The sequence below is a fragment of the Beijerinckiaceae bacterium genome (assembly GCA_004564215.1).
Classification (GTDB): Bacteria; Pseudomonadota; Alphaproteobacteria; order Rhizobiales; family Beijerinckiaceae; genus Methylocapsa.
On the sequence record CP024846.1, the window covers coordinates 1,304,947 to 1,330,411 of the forward strand.

Below are 25,465 nucleotides of genomic sequence, written 5' to 3' on the forward strand. Positions count from 1 at the left end.
TTCAAAAAATGAGGCCGCACTGCCTCAGTAGGGAGCATGTTATGAACAAATTGATCGCATTGGCTTGCTTAGCTATTTCATGCGGCATGGTCACTGCAGCTTCCGCGCAGATGTTACCTCCGGATGCGCGCTATGGAATCCAAACCTCTCCGCCCTATCCGGTGTACGAGGGTCGTTCGATCTATCGCCTGGAAGACCCAAGCGCTTTCTGGTCCGGAGCGGACGAGAAAGGGTATCAATCCGGCGATCCGCAGAACCCCCGAAGCGGTGACTGAACTTAAGGCAGCCTGATCCGCGATATTGGTTTTCGGGTCAGGCTCTACGCTTCGAAGTCCAACCCAATATCGAGAACGGCGGCACTATGCGTGAGCCAGCCGATCGAAATGAGGTCGACCCCCGTTGCCGCGATTGCGGGGGCCGTTGATGGCGTGACCCGCCCCGATGCTTCGGTAAGCGCGCGGCCTCCGACCAGCGTGACGGCCCTGGCCAGGGTATCCAAATCCATATTGTCGAGGAGCACGACATCGACGCCCTCGCCGAGCGCCTCCTTGAGCTGCTCCAGATTATCGACCTCCAGTTCGATTTTAACCAGATGCCCGGCCCCGGCACGGGCGCGGCGGAGAGCTTGGGTAACCCCGCCCGCGATCGCGACATGATTGTCCTTGATTAGGATCGCGTCATCGAGACCGAAGCGATGATTGGCACCACCTCCCGCGCGCACCGCATATTTTTCGAGCGCGCGCAGGCCTGGAGTCGTCTTGCGGGTACAAACGATTTTGGCCTTGGTCCCGGCAACAGCCGCCACGATCAAAGCCGTGGCACTCGCGATGCCGCTCAAATGGCCGAGAAAATTCAGCGCGGTCCGCTCCGCGGTCAACACCCCGCGGGCCGGCCCGAATAGAGTCGCAATCACATCGCCCGGCGCGACACGAGCGCCGTCTTCGCGTTCGATGCGCAACTCGATCTTTGCGTCGATCAGCTCGAAGGCGAGGCGGGCAAGGTCAAGACCGGCCACCACGCCGCTCTCGCGCGCAACCAGCGCGGCCCGCGCCGTGAGCCCAACCGGCACCACCGCATCGGTCGTGAGATCGCCCGCGCGGCCGAGGTCTTCGAGAAGCGCGGCGCGCACGAGGGGCTCGAACATGATCCGCGCGAGCGGCGGTGGCGGCGTCATGCGCTGGCCCTTTCCAGGCAAACTTTTAACCGGCTAAGCGGAAGCCTGCACGGAACTCAGTCAGCAGGCTCGAAAGCAAGTTCCCGCGCGTGAGCGAGCGCCGCTTCGAGATGCAACGTGCTTCTCGCCGCGGGGCTGGCACGATCCGGGAAGTCCGTGCGCGCATGAGCGCCGCGACTTTCCTGGCGGCGGAGAGCGGCGATTGCGATCATCAATCCGACAATGGCCGGATCGCGCGCCGCGCCATTGCCAAGCGCCATCGGTAAAAGCTTTCCCGCCGCCGCCGCCAAACCATCGCCATCGCGCAAGACGCCGGCGGCGCGGGTGAGGATAGGGCGCACGGGAGCCGGATCGGGGCAGATCATGGCCGAAGCTTGGACACGCGGCTTGCGCCGGGCCGTCGGGACCGCCGCGATGCTTTCGGCGATAAGCCGACCGCAAACCGCCGCCTCGAGCAGCGAATTGCTGGCCAGACGATTGGCGCCGTGCAGCCCGGTGCAGGCCGCCTCACCACAGGCCCATAAGCCTTGAACCGACGTCCTGCCGCTGAGATCGACGGCAATGCCGCCCATGTGATAATGCGCGGCGGGCCGGACCGGAATGGGTTGCGTCACAGGGTCGATGCCGGCAGCCTGGCAGAAACTTGTAATGGCCGGAAAGCGGCGCGGAAAATCGAGATCGGGGACATCCCGTGCATCGAGAAAAACCCGATGGCCGGCCGCCATATGCCGCCAAACCGCCCGCGCGACGATATCACGTGCAGCCAGTTCGGCGCCGGGCTCCCCAGCCATGAAGCGGTGTCCGGTCTCGTCGATCAGGATCGCGCCTTCGCCGCGCACCGTTTCGCTGATGAGCTTGAGCGGAAACGAGTCGCTGTCGAGAGCCGTCGGGTGAAACTGAATGAATTCGAGATCGGCCATCCGTGCGCCGGCCTTGGCCGCCAGCGCGAGGCCCTGCCCCCATGACCCGGCTGGATTGGTGCCGTATTGGAAAAGTCCGCCGATCCCCCCCGTGGCGACGACGACGCGATCGGCCGCGAAAACCACCGGTCCGCCAGAGATGTCGACAAGAACCCCGGCCACCGCCTCGTCGTCGAGGATCAATTCGCGGGCTTCAGCTCCCTCGATCACGGTAATGGATGGGGTTTGGCGCACGAGATGGGTTAGCGCCCGCATGATTTCACGCCCGCTGGCATCGCCACCGGCGTGCGCGATTCGACGGCGCGAATGCGCCGCTTCAAGGCCGAGCGCGATTTTGCCATGGCTGTCCCGATCGAAGGGAACGCCCCGCCGGCTCAAATCGGAAATTGCCGCCGGCGCCGCCGCGAGGATGGTGCGTGCCACCGCGCGGTCGCAAAGGCCGTCACCTGCCTTCAATGTATCGGTCAAGTGCAGCGAAAGATCATCGTCCGGCCCAAGGCTTGCGGCAACCCCGCCTTGCGCGAGCACGCTCGAGGACTCGGATGCGAGCGGTGCCTTGCTCAGCAGGATCACCGGCGCCGGAGCCATGGAAAGGGCTGCGGTGAGACCGGCGAGGCCGCCGCCAATGATGACGCAGGCGCCGCGCGTGTCGACCGCTTCCATCACTTCACCGCCAGCATGCGTTCGACGGCGCGGCGCGCGGAAACCGCAATTTCAGGATCGATCTGCACTTCATGCTGCATGGTCTCCAACGCATGCCGGATGTTGCGCAGCGTAATCTTCTTCATATGCGGGCAGAGATTGCAGGGGCGGATGAACTCGAGTTCGGGATATTGCAGGGCGACGTTGTCGCTCATCGAGCATTCCGTCAGCAGCACCACCCTGGCGGGCCGATGGTTGTTCACATAGGCCGACATGGCGGCCGTCGATCCTGCGAAATCAGCTTCGGCCACGACTTCGGGCGGACATTCGGGATGCGCCAAAACGATCACGCCCGGATAATCCTCGCGCAATTCGCGGACTTCCTCGGCGCTGAAGCGTTCATGCACTTCGCAATGACCGGACCAGGCGATGACCTTGACATTCGTCTCTGCGGCAATGTTTCGCGCCAGAAACTCGTCGGGCAACATGATGACGCGATCCACACCCAGCGATTCGATCACGGCGCGCGCATTGCCGGAGGTGCAGCAAATATCCGAAAGAGCTTTCACCGCGGCCGACGTGTTCACATAGGTGACGATCGGAACCCCCGGATAGGTTTGCCGGAGCAACCGGACATCCTCCGGCCTGATCGAGTCCGCAAGCGAACATCCAGCGCCCGTATCGGGAATGAGAACGGTTTTTTCCGGGTTCAACAGTTTCGCCGTTTCGGCCATGAAATGAACGCCGGCCAGGACGATGACATCGGCATCGGCGGTCATGGCTTCGCGGGCAAGGGCAAGGCTGTCGCCGACGAAATCGGCAACGCAGTGAAAAATCTCGGGCGTCTGGTAATTATGCGCGAGGACCACGGCATTCCGGGTCCGCTTCAACGTCATAATGGCGTCGATGTCCTGCGCATGGACCGGCCACTCGATCGCCGGGATGGCATGGCTCACCTTCGCATAGAGGTTTTCCGCGTAGAGATTTTTCGCGCGAAGCGTTTCCGAACCCGGTACCGCCATAGCCTTATACTCCAACCGAGCATTACATACACATATGCTGGTATTGAGCATAAGATTTGTCAAGCCCTGGAGATCGGCAATTTGGTTCCGACGACGGCGCGTTCGCTGATCACGTCGCGGCGGAAGCGAAACAGTTTCGCGGGACGCCCGCCGGTGTCGGGGGTGGTTTCCCCGGTTTCCTCGACCAGTTCCTGCTGCGCGATCAGGCGCCGGAAATTCTGCTTGTGCACCAGCCGCCCCGCCAAGGCTTCGACGCAGCGCTGCAATTGGAGAAGCGTGAAGGTGGCCGGCATGAGCTCAAACACCACCGGGTGATATTTGATCTTGGCCCGCAGCCTCGCAATACCCGTTGCGAGAATACGGCGGTGATCCAGGATCATCGGCTGGCCCATGTCCGGCAGAACACTGGGAGTGCTGTTGCGAATGCCCCCCGGCAAGCTTCCGCGCGCGGCTTCTGGAATGAGTCCCGCTTCGTAAAGCAATTCATACCGCTGAAGAACGAGCTCCTCGTTCCAGGGGCGGCCATCGCGGCCGAAGGTGATCGAGATGCGGTGCCGACGATCCTGCTCCACGCTGGCATCGCGCGCGGCGCTCGCCCAGGCTTCAAGCCGAGGCAGCAGCGTTTCTTCGATCATCGCGGGCGGCCCGACGCGATGGTCTTCCCATGGAAAATACATATACCAGCTGCGCCAGCTCGCGTAATGCGCACCGGAAACGGGCTGCTCATGCGTCAACCCTAGATAGCTGATGGAAATCGAATGCTGCCCCGGGCCGCCCCGGTCCCGATCGGCGAAGGTATAAAGCTGTTCGACATAGCCGAGGGGGAGCCGAGTTTGGGCTTCGACCCAGGCGCGCAGTCCCGCCTGCAGCGAACGATGCTCAAGCTCAAAGGGACCGGACGGCAGAGCGCATTGATCCTGAATCGTCAGAACCCGCGGATCTCCGGAGGTGACAGCGGCAAGCACGGCAATAAGATCGGCAGCAATCCCACCCTGGACCAGGTTCGGTGCGGCAGGGGCGCTCGCCTTGACCATACTGCTCTCGGGAAACGTGCCCATCAAACGGCGCCGTCACCGGGTTTCATGGAGTTTCGATCCGCTCGTGGGAACTTCAAATCCATATCGTCTTTTTGCGTTTTTGGGAACTATTATTACTGTTCGATCCATTTGTTTTTACATAATTTTCTCCCAAGGCTTCAGACTATTTGTGGACGTCGGGCCGCAATTCAACCCAATTCCAAGGGGATTGCCGCAATCACATGGCGCGGCCAGCACCAGGGCGCGACAAAGATCGCATCGCCGCGCAGCGTGAGCGGCGCCGCCCAAGGATTTGCCGCCAGCCAAACCCGTGCCGCGCGCGAAATGCGGCGAGTTTTGCTAAAACTGACCGCGGTCTTGGCCTCATCGAGGGTCGGCCGCACTTTCACTTCGACGAAGGCCACGGTGTCGCCCCGGCGGACAACAACGTCGATTTCGCCGCCGTGAACACGATAGCGGAAGGCCAGAACGCGGTAGCCCTTGAGCCGCAAGACAGCGAGCGCGACCCGCTCGGCCAGAATCCCCCGGCGATGCGCGAGCGCGCGGGAATGAGTGGACGTCACCGGGCCCGCACGGACAGCTCAAGCGCTCGGGCGTAAATCTTCCGGCGCGGTTGACCTGTCTCGGCCGACACGACGGCAGCGGCGTCCTTGACCGAGTAGGTTTCCAGCGCCTTGCCAAGCCGGGCATCGAGGGACTCCTGGCTTTCCCTGAACTCCTGGACGCCCGGCGGCCCGACAAGCACAACGATTTCGCCTTTGGGCGGCGTCTCTTGAGAAAAGCTCGCGGCCAGCTCCGGCAATGTCCCACGGCGGACGGTTTCATAATATTTGGTGAGTTCGCGCGCGATGGCCGCTTCGCGCGAACCGAGCACAGCAGATAAATCATTCAAGGTTTCCGCCACGCGACGCGGCGACTCGAAGAAAACCAACGTCCCGGGAATTGTCGCCAGTTCGGCAATACGCTGACGCCGCGGACCGCTCTTGGGCGGCAGAAATCCTTCGAAGAAGAAACGATCGGTCGGCAGTCCCGCGACCACCAGCGCGGCGAGCACCGCCGAAGCCCCCGGAACTGACACCACCTCGATATTTTGCGCCAGGGCCTCGGTCACGAGCTTGAATCCCGGATCGGAAATCAAGGGCGTGCCCGCGTCCGACACCAGGGCCAACGCCGCACCGCCCGCCAGTCGTGCCAGGAGGTGCGGACGAATGACGGCGGCATTATGCTCGTGATACGCGACCAGCGGCGTCGCTATCCCATAATGCGCAAGCAAAGTTTTCGTGACCCGCGTGTCTTCGGCGATGATCGCGTCCGCCGCGGCGAGAGTCGCCAGCGCGCGAAACGAGATGTCGCCAAGGTTGCCAATCGGGGTGGCCACGACATGAAGTCCGCGCCGGATCGGCTCCGCCTCGGCTCTCAGACCGAAAGCCGTAAAAGCCCCCGACGCTTTTTCAGCCTCGGAACTTTTTGCGTGCAAGGTCGTGGCACGCGATAGCTCCCCTCCGGCAGCGACCCCCGACGGGGCCGAATTCCCGGGTCTGTTCGGATTGCCCGCGTTCATGGTCCCTATCCCGCCGGACGATCGCCGGCCCCTGTTAAAAAGCCACGTTCGTTAAAACATCCAATCGTTCTATTTATAGAACAAAGCCACTTTTTTAGCAAGTCAGGCTAAAGTCAATGGCCGCGTCTATTGCCGCCGTCCTTAATTTATGACTGAAAAGGGCATAGATCCATGCCATCTCCGGATATGATCCCTTTGCGACCCGTTAAGTTTATGGAAAAGCAGGCTGTAGGAGCTTTGCACGGATGAGCTATTTATTGCGCAAGGAAGCTTGCCGGAGGCTTTCCGATAAAGCTTGCGCTCTTGCGGTCCGCGCCATGATTGCGCTCGGACTTGGACTTTCGCTGGCGGCCTGCGGTTCCATGAGCGGGATGCTCGGCCGGGGCGGATCGGGCGAATTGGCGCCACCTGGCCCCGCAGCCCAAACCGCGCCCGATCAATCCGAACAGATCGGGTCCGGTCCGGCCAAGGTGGCTCTCGTCCTCCCCTTGACGCAGGCGTCGGGTCCAAGCGTCGTTGGCACCTCCTTACGCAATGCCGCCGAACTCGCCTATTCGGAAGCCGGCGGCAATGATCTGACCTTGTTGATCAAGGACGATCATTCGACACCGGACGGGGCGCGCGCGGCCGCCCAGGCGGCGATGTCCCAGGGCGCCGAGTTAGTGATCGGTCCGTTGTTCGCCTCGAGCGTGCGCGAGGTAGGCGTGGTCGCTCATGGTTCAGGTAAGCCGGTCATCGCCTTTTCGACCGACACGTCGACCGCCGGCCAGGGCCTGTTTCTGTTGTCCTTCCTGATCGAAAATTACGTCGACCGGATCGTCGATTTCGCTGCCTCCAAAGGCAAGAAATCGATCGCCGCCTTGATCCCTGAGAATGACTACGGGCGTGTTGCCGAAGCCGAATTTCAGCAAGCGGCAGCCCGCGACAATATTCGGGTCATGACGATCGAACATTACCAGCCCCGCAATTTGCCCGAAGCGACAAAGAAAATCGCCGCGCTCGGCGATCAAATCGACGCCTTGTTCATTCCTGATCAAGCCGATGCAATGCCCGCGCTCTCGCAGGCTCTGACCGCGGCCGGGATCAACACGAAGCAGGTGCAGATCCTCGGCACCGGTCTTTGGAACGACGCACGTGTTCTGAAGCTTCCTGCATTGCAAGGCGCATGGTTCGCCGCGCCGGAAAACGGTGGATTCAACGCCTTCGCCGCACGCTACCGCGCCAAATATGGCTCTGATCCGACGCGGATCGCGACGCTTGCCTATGATGCCGTTTCGCTCGCCGCGGCGCTCGCACACACGCAAGGCTCGCAGCGCTATTCGCAAAATGTCCTGACCAACCGTTCCGGCTTCAATGGCGCCGACGGCGTTTTTCGCTTCCGCGCCGATGGCACAAACGAGCGTGGTCTTTCTGTCCTGCAGATCAACGATGGCACCGCCGTGCCGATCAGCCCGGCGCCACACTCCTTTGCCGGTGCCGCCTCGGCGACCTGAGCGCGATGCAGATCGGATGGCTTCGATTGAATTCAATCGATCGGAGGCGTGCTTAAGCGAGCCCGGTTAAGCACACAGCGATTACGGTTGGACTTCGCCTTCCGGGGCGACGTGCTTGGTTGGCTTTTGCAAAAACAGCGGGGCAGCTGCCCCGGACCGACGGATCAGACTGCGGACGTCGGGGGCAAACGCCAAATCGTCCCAGGAACCCGCAATATCGAACCGAAACTTCGGCGCTTCTTCGCCCGGCTTCGCTTCGTCGACGGACGGCATTGCCGCAGCATGCAGATCCAGCGCCCGTTCGCCGAAGTCGACGGCGCCGCCAAACCCAAGCGTGAGGCTCGGGTTCTCAAGCTTGCCATCCTCAATGTCGGCAACGCCTTTCACGAAACGCAGTCCGAAACTCGCGCGGTCGAAAGCGGTCCGGCCCCTATGAATATTGGTCAGAAGCGCAAGCGGACTTTTGTCGATCCGTCGTAAAGCCGAATCGAGATCGATCCCACCGAGCTGTCCCCGCGCGACATCGATTTGCGCTTTACCATCGAGCTTGTGCATGAGCTCGTACATGCTGGTTCCCGCGCTCTCGATATTGACCGTTCCCGTCAAGGACCCGGCAAATTCCGGCCAACCCAAAGCATCGAACGAAAAAGCTGCCACATCGATGCCGGAGAGCGCGCCGCCAAGGCGCATACTGACGGTGTTGTCGTTCAGATCGAACGAAGCGCGGCCTCTGATCGTGCCTTGATAGGCCTTGGCCTCGGCAACGTTTAATTCCAGCCGCCGGTTATTGGTCATCAACGAGACGGCGGCGTCTTCAATGTCGAAATGCGAGAACAGCATGTGCGATGCGGATATGCGCAAATCGACGTCGGCCCAGCCGAGGTCTTTGAGATTGAACGGATCCTGGTTCCATTGGCCATCGTGGCCGATGGCCGAAGGAAGGGCGGAGAGGAACGGCCGCAGCGAAAGCTGATTGGTCGCCAATGTTCCCGAAAGCACCGGGATTTTGTCGCCAGCCTGGAATGCCAGGGTTCCTTCGAAATCATTCCCATCGAATTGCAGCCGCAGCCCGGACAAAACGGCACTGGCTGCTACAATATTTGCATCGCAGGTCAGGTCGAAGCCGTTGAAGGGCCCCGGAAGCGGAATCGGATATTCGGCCTTCTCCAAGAGCTCGCGCACCGATGAAGCCGCCGCATGAACGTGGCCGGCGTATTGCCAAGTCGGCGCGCTTCCAAGGGTGCCCTCCGTCGCGAGGGAAAGCAGGGGGGCGTCGATTTTCAAGGCCATTCTGGATTGCTGGCCCCGCAGCAGTTCAACCGGTTTTGCAATCCATGCGGCGATGGTGGCGGTCTCGCCGCGAACCCGTGCCTTGCCGATTACATTGGCCGCCGCGCCAGGTTTGCGCCAGTCAAGGGTCATGTTGATGGCGTCGATCAAGACATCCGATTTAAACGACTTGCTGATCAAACGAGCGCTGCCGTTGACGAGCGTCACGACACCGAGCCTCTCCTCATCGGCGGCGGCGGCCTCGGGAGTTGCCGTTGCTGCGTCGGCCGCGCGCCCGATCCTACTGTCCGGCTGCATCGGCCGCCCATCGAGATCGATATGCATGTCCGGCTGCCCGAGGGTTGCCGATGTCAGTTCGATCCGTCCGGCCAACAGCGGCGCGATCCGCAGATAGCCTTTCAGGTAACGGGCGCTGACGCGAAGCGCTCCGGAAGGATCGGCGAAACTCACGTCGTCGATGCTGATGTGCGGTTCCGGCAGAACGACGAAGACCGCGCGGCCTTGCGAGACAGCGGCCAGGCCGGTAATGCGACGGATTTGCAAGGCGATTTCATTGCGCAGGGCCGCATTGGAAAAGGCCCAAGGCGCAGCTCCTGCTGCGATTGCGACGAGAACGGCTAAGCCGACAAAAATTTGGAAAATGCGCGGCAGGCTTTTGCGTGGGGTTGGGGAACGCCGAGGAGCGACGGTTGCCGGTTCGACCATGGCTCTCAGTTTGCCCTAAAGGGTTGCCGCGGAACTAGCCAAAGTGATGGTCTGGTCCGCGACTATGTCACGATCAAGGCAGATCTGGCCGGTTGCGTCGCCCGGTCCGCGGCTTCACGGGGTCGGCGTCGGCCCCTCGGTAGCACAACATGTTTTGGTTTGCTGATCGCCCGCAGAAACGCCAGCATCGGCTTCGTACCGGACCTGCCCCTCGCCTGTCGAGGCGCAAAACTCCGAGCACATTGCGGAGGCGAGTTGCTCAATCCCGAACGGCTTTTGCAGAACAATACGTCCGGCGTGGCGCGTGGGAACCCCGGATATGCTATGGCCTGTCGTAAAGAAAAACGGACATTCGAGACTGGCCAGGAGATCGGCAACCGGATCGATCCTGTGCGCGCCGAGGTTCACGTCGAGGATGGCGCCGTCGACCTGTCCGCGCTGGATCACCTCGAGCGCGGTGGAAATCTTGGCGGCACAGCCGGCAACCTCGAACCCAAGTTCAGACATCATCGCTTCGAGGGTGAGAGCAATAAAGGGCTCGTCCTCTACGATCAGTATTCTGGGTCTCTTGGGCTGAACCTTAGCATCGGAAAACATGTTACTTACAATTTGATCTTTCGAAACAGAAATTATCGCCCAACTGAGCAGCAGAGTCGAGTCATCTCTGTGCCGATTCGCACCGACAGCACCAAAGCGCTGCAATTGTGACCAAAATCCAGCCAAGGATAAGCAATATTCCGCCAATCGGGGCGGCCATTGGAAATAATTTGACTCCGATCAGGACGCGCACGGAAAGATCGCCGCCGAATAAGAGGCTGCCCAGCAAAAAAGAGACGGCTGGAATGAGAAACCATCTGCCGCATTGCGGCAGGCCCGAAGCAAGACCACAGACTGCCAGCGCCGCGGTGGCGTGGAACAGCAAAAAATGGGCGGCCGCGTCAAGGCGGGGATCGGCGACGCTATGCGCCGCGAGGGCGGAGAGAATGACGCCGCCGGCGCCAGTCAAACCAGCCAGGGCGGCCAGGGCGAGAACCCATTTGCGCATGTGGAAATTTCGGTTGGGTCAATGACGGTGGCAGTCTCTGGGGGTGGACCACGAATCAGTTCTTTGGGCAAGTGGACGGATCAAGGCTTGCCTTGCACGCAGCCACTTGAAACCGGCGCGAAACGACGTTCAATATGGCCCTCGCCTTGGTGGCTGATTCGGAGCTTCACAACTGGGGCCACCGAAGGATAGGAGAGCCCATGTGTTCGCACCGGATTCGGTTGCTGACCGCGATGGCCATTGCCACGGCGAGCCTGAGCGGGGCAGCTATCGCGCAAGACAAAGGCACGCTGGATCCTGTGCCGCTGCCGCCGCTCACGCATCCAGAGGACCCCTCAACACCGGCCAAACAATTATTCGGGCGGAAAATTCTGCCTGCCGCTCTCGCCGCGCGGACCATAGGTTTTTATTCCCGTGGCTGTCTGGCTGGCGGACAGGCCTTGCCGGTCAATGGACCGGCCTGGGAAGTCATGCGGCTTTCGCGCAACCGCAATTGGGGCCATCCGGCCCTGCTTGCATTTCTCGAACGGTTCGCGCGGAAGGTACCATCGGTCAGCCATTGGCCAGGAATCCTGGTCGGCGATATGTCGCAACCCCGCGGCGGCCCGATGCTCACGGGACATGCCTCGCATCAGATCGGCCTCGATGTTGATATCTGGCTGACGCCCATGCCGAACCGCGAACTGTCGCGGCTGGAGCGTGAGGAAATGTCAGCAGTCAATATGGTGCGCGCCGACCGGCGGGACGTCGACCCCGAGAAATGGACTTCGGATCATTTTGCCGTCGTCAAGGCGGCAGCGCGCGAACCGGAGGTGCAGCGGATATTTGTCAATGCGGCGATCAAAAAAGCGCTCTGCCGCGAAGCGGGCTCCGATCGTTCATGGCTGAACAAGGTTCGCCCCTATTTCGGACATGATTATCATTTTCATGTCCGTCTGTTTTGTCCAAACGGGGATAACACCTGCAAGGATCAGGATCCGGTTCCGCCCGGCGATGGATGCGATGCGTCTCTCGCCTGGTGGTTCAAGGACGCTTTCCTGCATCCAAAACCCGGTCCCATGAAGCCCAAGCCGGCGTTGACCATGGCGCAATTGCCGCCCGAATGTGAAAGCGTTCTCACCTCGCGTTAGAGCGGAGCGCAGAATCAATGAGGACCGGAAATCCGGCCCTCAACGACGCAATGTGTCTCGAAAAAATTACTTCGTGTCGTCGGCGGACGCTGAATTCTCGTTCGACTCGAATGCCTTCACTTTCACGTGATGCAGCTTGGACTTGCGATGGACGCCCACGCTGCGCCCCACAACAATGGGGGTCTCGGGTACGACATGCGGAACCGTTGCGGCAGCCGTCGCCTTCGCAGGCTGCTTCACCCCTTTGCCGCCGGCGATGTGTTTGGAAGCTGTCGCCTGTTTCGCGGAGGCGCCAAGGTGCTTGGAATTGTCTCTCGCCAAGGTCGCTCCGGACGCGGCGAGGCTGATAACAACGAGCAACCCAAAAATCTTACCAACAGTCATCACTTCACTCCAACAAGCGGACACCGTCAGGGCGCACATCCGCGTATCCGACAACGCACCGGACGCCAAAATGTTGCATCCGCACAACGTGGTCCTGCCGATTTCTTTCTAGGTGAACCAATACCTACTTAAACGTGAATAATCGATTGATGGCGGTGCGGCGCCACACAGTAGAAAGCCTGGCGCAAGACAATTCGGATCCGGCCTTTCGACCCCTATTCGGCCGCGACACCGGTCCCGATGGGGCAAGCCACACCGGTCCCGCCGAGCCCGCAATAGCCGTCCGGGTTTTTGGCCAAGTATTGTTGATGATAGGCTTCAGCGTAATAGAATTCCGGCCGGTCGAGAATTTCGGTGGTGATCGAAGGAAAGCCGCGCGCGGTGAGCGCCTTTTGAAACATTTTCTTGCTGGCTTCGGCCGCCGCGCGCTGGGCGGCGTTTGCGACATAGATGCCGGAACGATATTGGGTCCCGACGTCATTGCCCTGGCGCATTCCCTGCGTCGGATCGTGACTTTCCCAAAACGTCTTCAGGAGCGTTTCATAGGAAATCTGATTCGGGTCGAAGGCCACCAGAACCACTTCATTGTGCCCCGTGCGGCCAGAGCAGACTTCCTCATAGGTGGGATTGGGGGTAAGCCCCCCCGCGTAGCCGACCGCCGTCGCATAGATGCCCTTCCCGAGCTGCCAGAACTTGCGCTCGGCGCCCCAAAAGCAGCCAAACCCAAAAACCGCCGTCTCGATGCCGGCCGGAAACGGAGGCTTAAGCCTATTTTTGCTTAAAAAATGGGTTTCTTCGGTGGCAATGGGATCGGGCCGTCCCGGCAGAGCCTCGCCGGCCTTGGGCAGGGAGAGTCTTTTGCCGAAGGAAAACATGGCCAGTCCTCTCAAATGCGGCTTCCTCATCGTTTAGATGAGATTGGCGTGACGCACATTCAATGGGATCACGCCGAATGCGCGCCGCCGCCCGCGGCGAGCCATTTCAGCGGCTCGAGAACCCGAACTTAGGTGCGGGTTTGCGGGCCAGCCAGAACAGCAGCGCGCCACCAAGGGCAGCCACGACCCAGACCGGCAAACGCTGGAAATCCAGCAGGACTGGGTCCCAAAGGAAAGGATGCAGATGGTGTTCAACAACGTCTTGCGCCAAAGCTAGTTTGTCCGGAAAAAATGCTGCGGCCCTGTCACCGACCGTGGTGACGGCCAGTTTCCCGTCTGCGAACGAACGGGTGAGATCTACAATCAGGGTGGCAAAGCCCGCCGCCACAAGGCAGAGGCCCAAAAATCGCATCAGCAATCGAAACATGGGCTACGTCGATGTCCCTGGGTTGCCTTGACCCAAATGGTCAATCGGGGCCGCGTTTGGCGGACGGAAATGCCAGTTTCGCCCCGGCCGGCCCAGACCTCTAGCTTAATTCGTTCCATCCGTAAATTCGTTCATCCGCATTGCGTTTGAACAGGCTGACGCCTATATAAACCTGCAATTCCCCTCCTGGATATTGATTTTAGCTACTCTGCTGAGCCTAGCCCAGGACTGGCGGGCGGGGGGCGTGATGGCGCATCCGCGAAAAACGCGCAACTTTCCGGGTTCGCGCAAAGGAGATTGATATGAGCAATGCGCCCCTAATGCCGAAGGCCACCGCCGTCTGGCTCGTTGAGAATACTTCGTTGACGTTTGAACAGATTGCCAATTTCTGCAAACTTCACCCCCTGGAAGTGAAGGGAATTGCCGATGGTGAAGTGGCGGCCGGAATTAAGGGACATGACCCGATCACCTCGGGCCAATTGACTCGGGAAGAAATCGCCGCGGCCGAAAAGGACGAAAATCGGCAGTTGCAGCTGGCCGTCTCCAAGGTTCGGCTGCCGGAACACCGCAAGCGCGGCGCACGCTACACCCCGCTGTCGCGCCGGCAGGACCGGCCTAACGCAATCCTCTGGCTAGTGCGCAATCATCCCGAGTTGAAGGACGCGCAAATCATGCGGCTTGCCGGGACCACAAAGACGACGCTGCAAGCGATCCGGGACAGGACGCATTGGAATTCGGCAGCCCTGACGCCGACCGATCCTGTTACGCTTGGCCTCTGTTCGCAAATGGACCTTGATTTTGAGGTCAATCGCGCCGCCAAGGACCGGCCGCATGTGGAAGAAGATCACGGCCAGACGCTCGTCCCCAGCGAAATCACGACGCGGGAAGTGCGGGATCAGCCGGTCACGGAAGCTGGCGTTTTCGGCAGCGCCAAGGAGAAGGCCCAACCGGACGCGGACATTGACGTCGATTCCGTTTTCGCCAAGCTTAAGGAAATTAAGGTCAAGGAATAGTTTTCTTGGATGCGCAAAGGCCAACGTTCAGCTTGATCGAGGGTTAGGCCGAATCAGACATAAGGGGTGGCTACAACGACAGGCTTGCCAGCTGATTTTGGTGGAACGACAAATGATGACCACGCCCACTCGATCGGCTGCTTGCGCCTGGTTTTCCAGCTTCGCGATTGTTATAGGAGGCGGGGCTTTCGTAGCTCACGCCGCTGATCTGACCGCGCCCCCGCCGGCCGCCTATGGTTATGTCGGGGTAGTTCCCGCCGTCGATTCACGATGCCGGATCATTCCCCAGCCGCAAGCCAATCTCTATGGCGCCACGGCGCGTTTTCGCCCCACGCTGGTTTGTCTTTCGCGCGGGCTTTACGCGGATTCCATGCCGTTCCCTTAGAGCGCGATGAGGAAAAGTGGAAACCGGTTTTCCGCCGGCATCCCGCTCTAAACTTTTGGAATCGATCACGTTCCTGATTTTGGATTGAATCAATCCAAAATCATCGTGATCTAGCCGTCGCATCCAAGAACAAGGCTACGCCTTCCGGAAATTCTTTCTGGCCAAGCTTCATTCAACGAGTGCAAACCGTTAGCGCGTTCGGGTCAAGGAATTCGACGAAGCATTGGCTAACATTAGGTCGCGGAGTTCGATGCCTCCGCACTCTTCCGGCAGCGGTCCTGCTGAAGTCCAGCCCAAACCAGCCTGGTAGAACCATTGTCCGGACCGGCCGTCCTTCCCCGAGGACGGCCGGACTTTTTTGCAGGGCTGAACCTTTCACGCGATCAGGAATGGCGCGGACCCCGACGCGCTTCGGCCAGGGCCTTCGAAAGCTCAGTAGCGAAATCCGCCTTGTCCTCGGGGCCTAAGAAGCCGCCGATCTCCACGGCCTTGCCACGCGACACAAGGGCCAGACGCTGGGTTCCAAATTCTTCATGCTCCTCGCGTTCGAGCCGAACCCAGGCTGGATTGAAGCGCCATTCGGCCCGCTGGCCGCTGGCGCTGACTTTCTCGAACCTCAGTTCAAAAAAAGTGACCTGGATCTCTTCATAGGCGCGGGCGGCCCGGAAACTCGAGCGGAAGGCCCAGTAAAAAAGCGCCACGTCCAGGCCCATGAAACCGGCGACAGGCCAGGCGCCAAAAAAAACAAACGGCAGGGTCGAAAAAAAACTGGCTGCACCGAAAATGGCCATCAGGACATGGAAATTCTGCCTGGTGAGCGAGCGATGCGGCTTAAGTCGCACCGAAAAGAGCCGCAGATTTTCGGGTGGGGCTGCAAAAACCTCGCTTGCCATCAAATTTCCTCGACAAAGGGCCGGTCCCTGCCCTTCTTTCTTCCGCGCATCGAATTTATAAGGCGCCCATGGGCAAAGCAAACAATGCAAATACGAAAGCCGCCGGCAAGGTTCCGGCCAAAGCTGCGGGATTGGCAACGCGCTTGCCGAAAACGGCCGCAAAAGCCGCTGGCAAGATCTCGCGCGCATTAAGGACGCCGGCCGGAGCAGCTCATCCTCCGCCGGACGAGGCAAGGATCGCGGAGATTTTTCGCCGTTTCGCTGCCGCCAAACCCCATCCCGAGAGCGAACTCATCTATGTGAGCCCTTTTACCTTGCTTGTCGCCGTCGTGCTTTCGGCGCAAGCGACCGACGTCGGCGTCAACAAGGCCACGAAAGCTCTCTTTGCCATCGCCGATACGCCCGCCAAAATGGTGGCTCTGGGCCAAGAAAGACTGAGCGACATGATCAAGACCATTGGTCTTTATCGGACCAAGGCAAAACATGTGATCGCCTTGTCGGAACAGCTCATCAAGAATTTTGGCGGCGAGGTTCCGCAACAGCGCGAAGCGCTCGAAACGCTCCCTGGGGTCGGCCGCAAGACCGCCAATGTGGTGATGAATGTCGCCTTCGGCGCGCCGACGATGGCGGTCGACACGCATATTTTCCGGGTCTCGAACCGCATCCCCCTGGCGCCTGGTAAGACACCACTCGATGTCGAGCGCGGCCTTGAGGAAATCATCCCCGCCACATACATGCAGCACGCGCATCACTGGTTGATCCTGCATGGCAGATATGTCTGCAAGGCCCTCCGCCCGGAATGCCAGCGCTGCATCATTGCCGATTTGTGCCATTGGCCGGACAAGCGCCTCTAGCCTATCTCAATCGCATGTTTCCCGGTCGCAAAATCTCTTCGAGCCAAGCGAACCATCGATCGGTCGTCACGGCGAGGATCGCGACAAGCGTCGCGCCTTCCAAGACAAAGGCCGGGTTCGACGCGGAAAGCCCCTCGATGATCGGCGAGCCGAGCGATAAGGCACCAATGCTCGATCCGATTGTCGCGGTTCCAATATTGATGATCACCGCGTTGCGGAGCCCCGCAAAGATGAAGGGCAAGGCAAGCGGCAACTCGATCTTCCAAAGGAGATCGGATCGCGCAAAGCCGGTTCCGACCGCCGCGTCACGGGCGGATGCGGGAACGGCGTGAAGACCGGTCAAGGTTGCCTCGAGGATCGGGAAAATCGCGTAAAGGCTGAGCGCCAGAAGCGTTGGAGTCGCGCCATAGCCAAGAACCGGAATGGCGAGCGCCAGCACCGCTATGGGCGGAAACGTCTGCCCGATGGCGCCGATCGCGCCGACCATCGCGGCAAATTCGCGCCCACTTTCGCGCGTGACAAAGATAGCAAGGCCAATCCCGATGGCCGCAGCCGCAAGGCTTGAGATCGCGACAAGCTTCACATGCGCAAGGGTCAGTTCGAGAAAGCTCGCACGCGTGTAAATCGGATGCGGATCGTCCGGAAACAAAGCTTGCATCAGCGGCTCGGCCTTTGGCATCAACAGCACGGCGGCGATCAAAAGCAGGGTTAGCCAAAACCCTGGCTGGCGGAGCCAGCCGATCAAAGAATCAAGGCGCATCGCGGCTCTCCACGATGTCGCCAATATGGATTTCGCCTAGCTTTTCGCCCTTTTCGTCGATGACGCAAAGGCTGGAGGATTGTCGCGCCAACATCAGATTCAAGGCATCCCTCAAACTGGCATTGGCCTCAATCTTCCCAATCGCGCCTTCACTCTTGCGGGCGAGGCGCGAACGGACCGGTAGAAGATCGAGGAGCCGCAAGGCCAAATTGCCACCCCCCAAGAAATTGCACACGAAATCATCCGCCGGTGCCGACAGGATTTCTGCCGGGGTGCCAGACTGGATCAGCCGACCGCCGTTGATCACCGCCGCATTGGTGGCCAGCCGCAAGGCTTCATCCATATCATGCGTGACAAAGACAATCGTTTTCCCGCTCTGCGCATGGATACCCCGAATTTCCTCTTGCAAGCTCAACCTGCTGACCGGATCGAGTGCCGCGAAGGGTTCGTCCATCAAGATAATGTTGGGATCAGCGGCAAGCGCGCGGGCCACGCCGATCCGCTGCTGCTGCCCCCCCGACAATTGCCTTGGATAGCGGTTCAGCAGAGACGGGTCGATTTGTAACATGGCCACCAAAGCATCGAGCCGGGCGGCGCATTGAGACGGGCTCCATTTCAGCAGATGCGGCACCGCCAAAATATTCTTGGCGATCGTCCAATGCGGAAACAGGCCAACCGACTGAATCACATAGCCAACACCGCGGCGAAGTCGTTCCGGCTCCATTTCGCGAATGTCGCGGCCATCGATCTCGACATGTCCTGAATCGGCAATGATCATCGCATTGATCAGACGCAACACCGTCGACTTGCCGCAGCCCGATGGACCTACAAGCGTGAAAAAGGCGCCGCTTTCAATTTTCAACGAAAAATTGGAGAGCGCGGGCACGCCACCAAAAGTTTTCGAGACGTCGCGGAGCTCAATCACAGGTTTCTCCGCGCGATGCCAAGCATCAATTGAAATAAGAAATCTGCCGAAAGCGCCAGAAGGATGATGGGCAGCGCGCCGAGCAGAACAAGATCGAGCGCGTATTGGCCAATGCCTTGGAAAATAAACGTGCCGAGCCCGCCCGCGCCAATCAGGGCGGCGACACTGGCCAAGCCGATCGCCTGGATCGTCACGACGCGCAGCCCGGAGAGAAGAGCCGGCATGGCGAGCGGCAGTTCCACGTCGAGAAACAGCCGGCGCCAGCCAAAGCCGATGGCAGTGGCAGCCTCCTTGACCTCCCCCGCAACTTCGCTGAAGCCAATATGGAAATTGCGCACCAAGGGGAGCAGCGAATAAAGCGTAAGGGCGACGATCGCCGGCGCTGGTCCCGTTCCATGGATCCCAAGGCTGCGAAGGAGCGGAAATTGTTCGCTCAATTTGGTCATTGGCACGATCAAGACGCCGAACAGCGCGATCGAAGGAATGGTCTGCAATATGCCAAGACCCGCGAACACCACCTCCTCGGCTGCGTTCTTGCGCAACACCAGGAAGGTTAAAGGAACGCCTATCAACAGGGCGAAAAAAATTGCCCCGCCGACGAGACCGAGATGGCGCAAGACTTCAGCAAAAAATATGCCTTGATGGTTTGCGAATTCCTTGGCGAGCGAAAGGCTTGCAAACGCGCCAGTACCGACCATCAAACCAAACCCGACGCAGAGAGCAATTCCGAGGCAAATGCGAACCCAAAACCCGAAATTTTCCTTTTGCGCGGCATTCACCACGGCGAGGATCGCAACGCCTGCCAGGATCCAAAAAGCCGGACCGAGCGACGCCCGCGCGGCCGGCGGCTCGCCCCTCACCAGAAGAGTCGCAAAAGAGCCGGCGCCGGCAAGGCCTCCCCAGAGCAACAGCCCGGCCGCGGGGATCGTCAGAAAGGAGCGAAGCCTTTGCCGCTCGATAAAACTCAGAAGCGTCAAGCCGGACAGACCCATGATCGTGGCGATGGTCTCAAGAGCGGGGGCCTGGGTCAAGGAATAGGCAATGCCCTTGGCGAGCCGATTCGGCGCATAGGTCAGAAAGCTTGCCAAGAATGCCGCGAGGAAGCCGAAAGTGGATAAGGCGAGGAGCACACGGTCATGGACCTTGGGCATCGAATTGGTTCCACCTTTTTAAAACTCCCGGCCTCGACGCTCATCGAAAGAGCGCGTGTGCCTTGAAGAATTGCTTCGCGACGACGCCCGGATTTTCTCCCTCGACGGCGATTTTTTCGTTCAAGTCGCGAAGGTTCGCCAGATCGAGTTGCGCGAATACGGGTGCAAGAGCGTCCCTGATTTGAGGATATTTGCCAAGGGTCTCTTCCCGCACCACCGGGGCTGGTGCGTAGACGGGCTCGGCATGGCGCGTATCCTGAAGAGCGATAAGATCGAGGGCCTTGAACGCACCATCGGTGCCATAGGCCATCGCGGCATTGACGCCGGAAATCCCATCGGCGGCAGCTTTCATCGTCGCCGAGGTCTCGCCCCCGGAAAGAACCAGAAGCTGATCAGCGGTCAGCCGGAAGCCATAGATCGCCTCGAACGCCGGCAAACCCGCGGCGCTTTCAACAAATTCTGCGGAAGCCGCCAGTTTTACCCGGTGGCCCTCGCGCACGAAGCCGGCAAAATCTTCGACGGTTCGCAGTTTTTTTTCGCGCGCCAAAGCGCCTTGCACGGCGATCACCCAAGCATTGTCGGCCGGCGCGGGCGTCAGCCAGACAAGCTTGTTTTTTTCGTAATCGAGTTTCGCCGCGCGCGCATAGCCTGCCTTGGCATCTTTCCAGACCGCATCCCCTTCCTCATGGAAAAAGAAGGCGGCATTGCCGGTATATTCAGCGCAAAGATCGATCGCGCCAGACAAGAGTGCGGCACGCAAGATGGACGTCGGGCCGATCTGCAGACGGTTTTCGGTGGCAATATTGGCCCCCGCTAGAGCCAGCAGCATCATGTGACCGAGAAGGCCGCCTTCGAGATCGAGCTTCGAGCCGACGACCACAGGCTCTCCCGCACTGCTTTTTTCGGTCAGCGCAAGACCGAGCGTGCCAGCTAAAAAAGATCGCCGTGTCGGCGCCGTCCACAGAGCGCGGCTCATACGACGATCGTCAGCCGCTCGGCGGCGCGGGTGATGCCGGTGTAGAGCCATCGGGCGCGGTGTTCGCGAAACGCAAAACTTTCATCGAACAGAATCACATGATCCCATTGTGACCCCTGCGCCTTGTGCACGGTCAACGCGTAACCATAATCGAATTCATCGGAGTCCCGACGGGTTTTTAGGTTGAGGCTCTCTTCAAGACCCTGGAAGAATTCCGGCAGAACGCCAATGCGCAGCGGCTTGCGGCCCGGTTCGTCCTCCGGCACGATGTTGAGCGCAAGCTTCTTCTTGCGGGTCGTGGCCGTGGTTTTCACATGCCAGATGCCGCCGTTCAAAAGGCCTTTCGTCTTATTGTTTTTCAGGCAGACCAGTTTGTCCCCGGCTTCGGGAAAAATATTGGCATAGCCAAACAGCTCGCGCATTCGCTTGTTGTAGGATCGGCGGGTCCGGTTAAGACCAACCAGCAGCTGATCGGCCGCCGTCACCGAACCCGAGTCGATGTCGCGGCGCTCGATGACCTGGCTCTCGCCATAGGTGCCGAGCGGAAGCCGGCCTCCTTCCCGCACAAGCATCGACATTTTGATGATGGGATTATCGGCCGCCTGGCGGTGCACTTCGGTCAGCATGACATCGGGCTCGCCTTCGGTGAAAAAGCCGCCGCCCTTGACCGGAGGCAGTTGCGCCGGATCCCCCAAGACCAGCACCGGCTTGCCGAACGACATCAGATCCCGCCCGAGTTCTTCATCGACCATTGAACACTCGTCGATGATGACCAGGCTCGCTTTCGAAACGGCGCTGTCATCATTGAGAACGAAGGTGGGTTCTTCCGTGTCGGTCTCCCGCGGCCGGTAAATCAGGCTGTGGATCGTGCGGGCGTCCTTGCAGCCCTTTGAACGCAAGACAAGCGCCGCCTTGCCGGTGAAAGCCGCGAAGGCGACGTCTCCATCGATATCCTCGGCGATTTTCTTGGCCAGCGTGGTTTTGCCGGCTCCGGCATACCCAAATAGCCGAAACAATTGCGGCTCCCCACGCTTCAGCCACGCGGAGACGGCCATTAAAGCCGCTTCCTGTTGCGGCTGCCATTTCATGCGATTTCCGTTCTTTGGTTCATCGATCGATCTGCCTCTGGCGGACGGTCCGCCTTGAGTTTTGTGGCTGGCGCGGTTGCGGAGCTTACGTTAAATTCGCCGCCGTACATACATGGACGCAGAGGGGCACGGACGTGAGAGGACTCGCTGCAAGCGTGATTTTATGCGGCCTCACCGCTGCTGCAATGGCCGAAATCCCATTGGCGCCGCCTGCCGATGTGAAGCAATTGCTGGAAGTTAACGCCGACGGCGTCCAGAGGTATGTCTGCACGCCGAAAGATCAGGGCTTCGCCTGGATCTTCGACGCACCGGACGCGACCCTTTTCGACGCCCAGGGCCGACAAATCGGGACTCATTTCAAAGGACCGACATGGAAGTTGGCGGACGGCTCCGAAATCATTGGCGAAGTCATCACCAAACAAGCTTCGCCGGACACGGGCGCCATTCCTTGGCTGCTGCTCAAAGTCAAAACGCATCAAGGTCAGGGCCAGCTCGCCGGGGCCACCTTTGTGCGCCGCATCGATACCAAGGGCGGCGTCGAACCTGTCGGGGGTTGCGATGCCGTGCACAAGGGCGAGGTCGCGCGGGTTGGCTATTCCGCCACTTATCAATTTTTCGGCCCCTGATTCTTACCGGTAAAGCGGCTCCGATTCCATTCCGGCGTAAAGTCCGGCAACGAATTTGCCGTAGCCATTGAACAGTTGCGTTGGACGCCGCTCCGTGGTGCCGAGCACTTCCTCTGTCGCCTGGCTCCAGCGGGGATGCGGGACCGCCGGATTGACGTTGGCCCAAAAACCATATTCCGAGGCCTGCAATTGTTCCCAAAAGGATTTGGGCCGATCCGCGACCAAAGAAATGCGGGTAATGGACTTGATCGATTTGAACCCATATTTCCACGGCACGGCGAGGCGCAGCGGCGCCCCGAAACATTTGCCGAGAGGCTTGCCGTAGGCGCCAGTGACCATAAAGGCAAGATCATTGCCGGCTTCCGCAACCGTCAAAGCCTCGACATAAGGCCAGGGATACCAGAATTGCCTTTGTCCCGGCGCGGTGATCCTGTCCAAAAAAGTTTCCATACGGACAAATTTTGCCGCCCCAAGCGGTTTTGCGCGGTCGAGCAGAGCCGCCAAGGGAAATCCCGTCCAAGGCACCGCCATCGCCCAGCCCTCAACGCAACGGTGTCGATAGAGACGTTCCTCCAGCGGCATCGCGGCGACCAAATCGTCAAGAGAGACCTCCTGGGGCTTTTCGACCAAGCCATCGATTTTCAAGGTCCAGGGCCGAATTTTGAGCGAATCGGCAGCGGCCGCTATGTCCTTGCCGCTGCCGAACTCGTAAAAATTATTGTAATGCGAATTGACTCGCTCCGGCGTCACTTCGCGGTCGAGCACAAATTTCTCGTTTTGCTTCGCCTGGTAGAGAATGTGAGGCGCATCCGCGGTCGGCTCGGCCAGGGCGGCAGTCGTCCATAAAGCTGGCGCCGCCGACAGGGCCGCCCCAACCCCGATTTGGAGGAAACCCCGGCGGTCCGCCAATAAATTTTCAGGCGTGGCCTCGCTTTCGGCAATTTCCCATCCCTTCCTGCGGCGTATCAACATGGTGCAATCCTCAACAGCGGCCGCTAAAGCTATAGGTGCGGTTACGCTCGAGCTCGAGAATTACGGGGCTTCGCCGATGCCGGCAAATCAAGACGCCGCGAGGCTCGGAAAGACAGATTGTTCGCTTGCACAGTTGGCGCCGGGCATCGAAACTGCGGCGCTCAAGGAGCTGGAGAGAGTATGACAAAAGCGATCGTTGGCATCATCGGCGGGTCCGGCGTTTATAAATTGCCGGGTCTTGAGGATATTCGCGAGGAATGGGTGGCAACGCCCTGGGGCGAGCCCTCCGACGCCCTGCACTTCGGTCGAATTGGTCAAACGGAAGCTGTATTCCTGCCCCGCCATGGGCGCGGTCATAAGTTTTCCCCTTCCGGGATCAATTACCGCGCAAATATCGACGCGCTGAAACGGGCCGGCGTGACCGATATTGTCTCGGTCTCCGCCTGCGGCTCGTTCAAGGAAGAGCTTTATCCCGGGCTTTTCGTGCTGGTCGATCAATTCGTCGACCGGACATTCGGCCGCCAGAGTTCGTTTTTTGGAAACGGCTGCGTCGCGCATGTCTCCATGGCCAAACCCGTGGCGCCCTTGCTGCAACAAAGGATTGCGGCTGCGGCCGCAGCCGAAAACATCGCCTGCGTCCGCGGCGGCACCTATGTCTGCATGGAAGGGCCGCAATTTTCCTCATTGGCCGAATCGCTCGGCTATAAGGCCGCCGGCTACGACGTGATTGGCATGACTGCAATGCCCGAAGCAAAGCTTGCGCGCGAAGCCGAGATTTCCTATGCGACGATTGCGATGGTCACCGATTTCGATTGCTGGCATGAAGAACATGGCGCCGTCGATGTCGCCTCGGTGATCCGGGTCGTGGAAGCCAATGCCGGCAATGCGGCCAAGCTTCTCGCTCGCCTGCTGCACGATTTCCCGACGGCGCATGAACCCTGCCCCATCGGGTCCGACCGGGCGCTCGATCATGCGGTGCTCACGTCCGCCAGCGCGCAGGATCCGATTCTCATGAAAAAACTTGAGGCAATCATGCAAAGGGTCACGCATTCATGACATTGGATTTCGACCTCAAGAGCACCATCCGCACGATTCCCGATTACCCGAAGCCGGGGATCCTGTTTCGGGACATCACCACGCTCCTTGGCAATGCGCGGGCGTTTCGCCGCGCTATCGATGAATTGGTGCAGCCTTGGGCCGGAACGAAAATCGATAAGGTTGCCGGCATGGAAGCGCGCGGATTTATTCTGGGCGGCGCGGTGGCGCATCAACTTTCCGCGGGATTCGTGCCGATCCGCAAGAAAGGCAAACTGCCGCATACCAAAGTCTCGATCGCCTATTCGCTTGAATACGGACTGGACGAGATGGAAATGCACGACGACGCCGTGTCGCCCGGCGAAAGAGTGATTCTCGTCGACGACCTCATCGCGACCGGAGGGACGGCGGAAGGCGCGGTCAGGCTCCTGAAAAAAATCGGCGCCGAGGTGGTGGCCGCTTGTTTCGTCATCGACCTGCCTGAACTTGGGGGCGCCAAGAAGATCCTGGCTCTGGACGTGCCGGTCAGAACGCTCATCACCTTCGAGGGGCACTGAATCGCGCGCTTCATTTCGAACAGGCGGTCAAATCCTTATCCTCGATCGAAAAGACCTTACCGGTCTCGATCGAAACATGTTTGACGCTGCAGACGCGGCCATTCGTAAAGCCGATTCTGATGTCGTAGTCGCCGCTGCTCACACCGGGCAGTTTCAAACGCTCGTCATGATCGACGCTGGCATCCTCATCGCCCACGCAGAGATTTTCCCCAAAGTGATCGGTGTCCGCCGGAGCAAGCCGCAGCTCGTTGACCGTCGCCGAAGTCAGATTCCAGAAACGCGTCGGTTTTTCAGCACGCGCAGGGGTGGCAAGAAAAACCAGCGCGGCGCCAGCGAAAGCTAAGCGCATGAGACGGTTAGACGCAGATGCATGTTTCATGGCGCGGCCCGTGATGCGATTTGACGTTTGTGTCGAACTTAGCTGGGAAGGCGAAATTTAAACAGGACCAAGGCTCTTCCTCTTGGGCCAAATCCTCGTGGTTGCGCAAATCCGGGTGAACCACTAGAAGCGAGCCTCAACGCTAC

29 protein-coding genes and 1 pseudogene are annotated in these 25,465 nt (G+C 59.9%); 9 read left to right on the forward strand and 21 right to left on the reverse strand.

Annotated features, from left to right (window positions below; translation table 11 throughout):
* Nucleotides 1-86: 86 nt before the first annotated feature.
* A complete protein-coding gene (locus CU048_06080; GenBank protein QBR70919.1) occupies nt 87-275 on the forward strand; it encodes a hypothetical protein in 189 nt (62 codons plus the stop codon).
* Between the two features lie 44 nt (nt 276-319).
* Here the strand turns inward: CU048_06080 and CU048_06085 are convergent, their stop codons facing one another.
* From CU048_06085 to rsmI, 6 genes are all read right to left on the reverse strand, one after another.
* A complete protein-coding gene (locus CU048_06085) occupies nt 320-1,174 on the reverse strand; it encodes a nicotinate-nucleotide diphosphorylase (carboxylating) (protein ID QBR70920.1) in 855 nt (284 codons plus the stop codon).
* Between the two features lie 56 nt (nt 1,175-1,230).
* Entirely contained in the window at nt 1,231-2,757 is a 1,527-nt protein-coding gene (locus CU048_06090) for an L-aspartate oxidase (protein QBR72704.1), read from the reverse strand.
* Nucleotides 2,757-3,758, reverse strand: a complete 1,002-nt coding sequence (locus tag CU048_06095) for a quinolinate synthase (GenBank protein ID QBR70921.1) — start codon at nt 3,756-3,758, stop codon at nt 2,757-2,759. The genes CU048_06090 and CU048_06095 overlap by 1 nt, the downstream gene beginning before the upstream one ends.
* Before the next feature lie 59 nt (nt 3,759-3,817).
* Nucleotides 3,818-4,792: a hypothetical protein gene (locus CU048_06100; protein ID QBR70922.1), complete on the reverse strand. Its 975-nt coding sequence runs from the start codon at nt 4,790-4,792 to the stop codon at nt 3,818-3,820.
* A gap of 191 nt (nt 4,793-4,983) precedes the next feature.
* Nucleotides 4,984-5,358, reverse strand: coding sequence for a YraN family protein (locus tag CU048_06105; GenBank protein QBR70923.1), 375 nt, complete (start codon nt 5,356-5,358; stop codon nt 4,984-4,986).
* On the reverse strand, nt 5,355-6,356 hold the full coding sequence (rsmI, locus tag CU048_06110) for a 16S rRNA (cytidine(1402)-2'-O)-methyltransferase (protein ID QBR70924.1): 1,002 nt from the start codon (nt 6,354-6,356) through the stop codon (nt 5,355-5,357). The genes CU048_06105 and rsmI overlap by 4 nt, the downstream gene beginning before the upstream one ends.
* Nucleotides 6,357-6,601: 245 nt before the next feature.
* On the opposite strand from rsmI, the gene CU048_06115 reads away from it, so the two are divergent.
* Nucleotides 6,602-7,849: an ethanolamine utilization protein EutM gene (locus tag CU048_06115; GenBank protein ID QBR70925.1), complete on the forward strand. Its 1,248-nt coding sequence runs from the start codon at nt 6,602-6,604 to the stop codon at nt 7,847-7,849.
* An 81-nt stretch (nt 7,850-7,930) separates the two neighbouring features.
* Here the strand turns inward: CU048_06115 and CU048_06120 are convergent, their stop codons facing one another.
* The 3 genes from CU048_06120 to CU048_06130 form a co-directional block, all read right to left on the reverse strand.
* Nucleotides 7,931-9,844, reverse strand: a complete 1,914-nt coding sequence (locus CU048_06120; GenBank protein ID QBR70926.1) for an AsmA family protein — start codon at nt 9,842-9,844, stop codon at nt 7,931-7,933.
* A 114-nt stretch (nt 9,845-9,958) separates the two neighbouring features.
* A complete protein-coding gene (locus tag CU048_06125; GenBank protein QBR70927.1) occupies nt 9,959-10,441 on the reverse strand; it encodes a response regulator in 483 nt (160 codons plus the stop codon).
* A 61-nt stretch (nt 10,442-10,502) separates the two neighbouring features.
* Nucleotides 10,503-10,889, reverse strand: coding sequence for a DUF423 domain-containing protein (locus tag CU048_06130; protein QBR70928.1), 387 nt, complete (start codon nt 10,887-10,889; stop codon nt 10,503-10,505).
* 200 nt (nt 10,890-11,089) lie between these two features.
* Between CU048_06130 and CU048_06135 the strand changes: the two genes are divergently transcribed.
* Complete coding sequence (locus CU048_06135) at nt 11,090-12,019, forward strand: penicillin-insensitive murein endopeptidase (protein QBR70929.1); 930 nt, start codon at nt 11,090-11,092, stop codon at nt 12,017-12,019.
* A gap of 66 nt (nt 12,020-12,085) precedes the next feature.
* On the opposite strand, the gene CU048_06140 is transcribed toward CU048_06135, so the two are convergent.
* The 3 genes from CU048_06140 to CU048_06150 form a co-directional block, all read right to left on the reverse strand.
* Entirely contained in the window at nt 12,086-12,442 is a 357-nt protein-coding gene (locus CU048_06140) for a hypothetical protein (GenBank protein QBR70930.1), read from the reverse strand.
* Between the two features lie 176 nt (nt 12,443-12,618).
* A complete protein-coding gene (locus tag CU048_06145; GenBank protein ID QBR70931.1) occupies nt 12,619-13,278 on the reverse strand; it encodes a peptide-methionine (S)-S-oxide reductase in 660 nt (219 codons plus the stop codon).
* 106 nt (nt 13,279-13,384) lie between these two features.
* A complete protein-coding gene (locus CU048_06150; protein ID QBR70932.1) occupies nt 13,385-13,705 on the reverse strand; it encodes a hypothetical protein in 321 nt (106 codons plus the stop codon).
* 302 nt (nt 13,706-14,007) lie between these two features.
* Between CU048_06150 and CU048_06155 the strand changes: the two genes are divergently transcribed.
* Nucleotides 14,008-14,718: a DUF1013 domain-containing protein gene (locus CU048_06155; protein QBR70933.1), complete on the forward strand. Its 711-nt coding sequence runs from the start codon at nt 14,008-14,010 to the stop codon at nt 14,716-14,718.
* Nucleotides 14,719-15,100: 382 nt separating this feature from the next.
* Here the strand turns inward: CU048_06155 and CU048_06160 are convergent.
* Both CU048_06160 and CU048_06165 read right to left on the reverse strand, forming a co-directional pair.
* A pseudogene (locus CU048_06160) lies at nt 15,101-15,217 on the reverse strand (SAM-dependent methyltransferase).
* 269 nt (nt 15,218-15,486) lie between these two features.
* Complete coding sequence (locus tag CU048_06165; GenBank protein ID QBR72705.1) at nt 15,487-15,996, reverse strand: DUF2244 domain-containing protein; 510 nt, start codon at nt 15,994-15,996, stop codon at nt 15,487-15,489.
* 68 nt (nt 15,997-16,064) lie between these two features.
* Here CU048_06165 and nth point away from each other — a divergent pair, with 68 nt between their 5' ends.
* Nucleotides 16,065-16,850 carry an endonuclease III gene (gene nth, locus CU048_06170; protein QBR70934.1) on the forward strand — a complete coding sequence of 262 codons (786 nt, stop codon included), beginning with the start codon at nt 16,065-16,067 and terminating at the stop codon, nt 16,848-16,850.
* A gap of 1 nt (nt 16,851) precedes the next feature.
* On the opposite strand, the gene CU048_06175 is transcribed toward nth, so the two are convergent.
* From CU048_06175 to CU048_06195, 5 genes are read right to left on the reverse strand one after another with little or no spacing between them, the layout of a single operon-like run.
* Nucleotides 16,852-17,610 (reverse strand): osmoprotectant uptake system permease, encoded by a 759-nt coding sequence (locus CU048_06175; protein QBR70935.1) that lies wholly within the window; start codon nt 17,608-17,610, stop codon nt 16,852-16,854.
* Complete coding sequence (locus CU048_06180) at nt 17,600-18,535, reverse strand: ABC transporter (GenBank protein QBR70936.1); 936 nt, start codon at nt 18,533-18,535, stop codon at nt 17,600-17,602. Before CU048_06180 ends, CU048_06175 begins: the two co-directional genes overlap by 11 nt.
* Complete coding sequence (locus CU048_06185; protein ID QBR70937.1) at nt 18,532-19,686, reverse strand: hypothetical protein; 1,155 nt, start codon at nt 19,684-19,686, stop codon at nt 18,532-18,534. Before CU048_06185 ends, CU048_06180 begins: the two co-directional genes overlap by 4 nt.
* A 40-nt stretch (nt 19,687-19,726) precedes the next feature.
* Complete coding sequence (locus tag CU048_06190) at nt 19,727-20,662, reverse strand: ABC transporter substrate-binding protein (protein QBR70938.1); 936 nt, start codon at nt 20,660-20,662, stop codon at nt 19,727-19,729.
* Entirely contained in the window at nt 20,659-21,750 is a 1,092-nt protein-coding gene (locus CU048_06195; protein QBR70939.1) for an ATP-binding protein, read from the reverse strand. Before CU048_06195 ends, CU048_06190 begins: the two co-directional genes overlap by 4 nt.
* Nucleotides 21,751-21,935: 185 nt before the next feature.
* Here CU048_06195 and CU048_06200 point away from each other — a divergent pair, with 185 nt between their 5' ends.
* Nucleotides 21,936-22,376 (forward strand): hypothetical protein, encoded by a 441-nt coding sequence (locus tag CU048_06200; protein ID QBR70940.1) that lies wholly within the window; start codon nt 21,936-21,938, stop codon nt 22,374-22,376.
* A 3-nt stretch (nt 22,377-22,379) separates the two neighbouring features.
* Here CU048_06200 and CU048_06205 read toward each other — a convergent pair whose 3' ends face one another.
* Nucleotides 22,380-23,348: a protein-methionine-sulfoxide reductase catalytic subunit MsrP gene (locus tag CU048_06205; protein ID QBR70941.1), complete on the reverse strand. Its 969-nt coding sequence runs from the start codon at nt 23,346-23,348 to the stop codon at nt 22,380-22,382.
* On the opposite strand from CU048_06205, the gene CU048_06210 reads away from it, so the two are divergent.
* Genes CU048_06210 through CU048_06220 form a run of 3 tightly spaced genes read left to right on the forward strand, consistent with a single transcriptional unit; the run spans nt 23,347 to nt 24,940 of the window.
* Nucleotides 23,347-23,532 (forward strand): hypothetical protein, encoded by a 186-nt coding sequence (locus CU048_06210; GenBank protein QBR70942.1) that lies wholly within the window; start codon nt 23,347-23,349, stop codon nt 23,530-23,532. The genes CU048_06205 and CU048_06210 overlap by 2 nt on opposite strands.
* Nucleotides 23,529-24,404, forward strand: coding sequence for an S-methyl-5'-thioadenosine phosphorylase (locus CU048_06215; protein ID QBR70943.1), 876 nt, complete (start codon nt 23,529-23,531; stop codon nt 24,402-24,404). The genes CU048_06210 and CU048_06215 overlap by 4 nt, the downstream gene beginning before the upstream one ends.
* On the forward strand, nt 24,401-24,940 hold the full coding sequence (locus CU048_06220; GenBank protein QBR70944.1) for an adenine phosphoribosyltransferase: 540 nt from the start codon (nt 24,401-24,403) through the stop codon (nt 24,938-24,940). Before CU048_06215 ends, CU048_06220 begins: the two co-directional genes overlap by 4 nt.
* 10 nt (nt 24,941-24,950) lie before the next feature.
* Here CU048_06220 and CU048_06225 read toward each other — a convergent pair whose 3' ends face one another.
* On the reverse strand, nt 24,951-25,289 hold the full coding sequence (locus tag CU048_06225) for a hypothetical protein (protein ID QBR70945.1): 339 nt from the start codon (nt 25,287-25,289) through the stop codon (nt 24,951-24,953).
* Between the last annotated feature and the right edge of the window lie 176 nt (nt 25,290-25,465).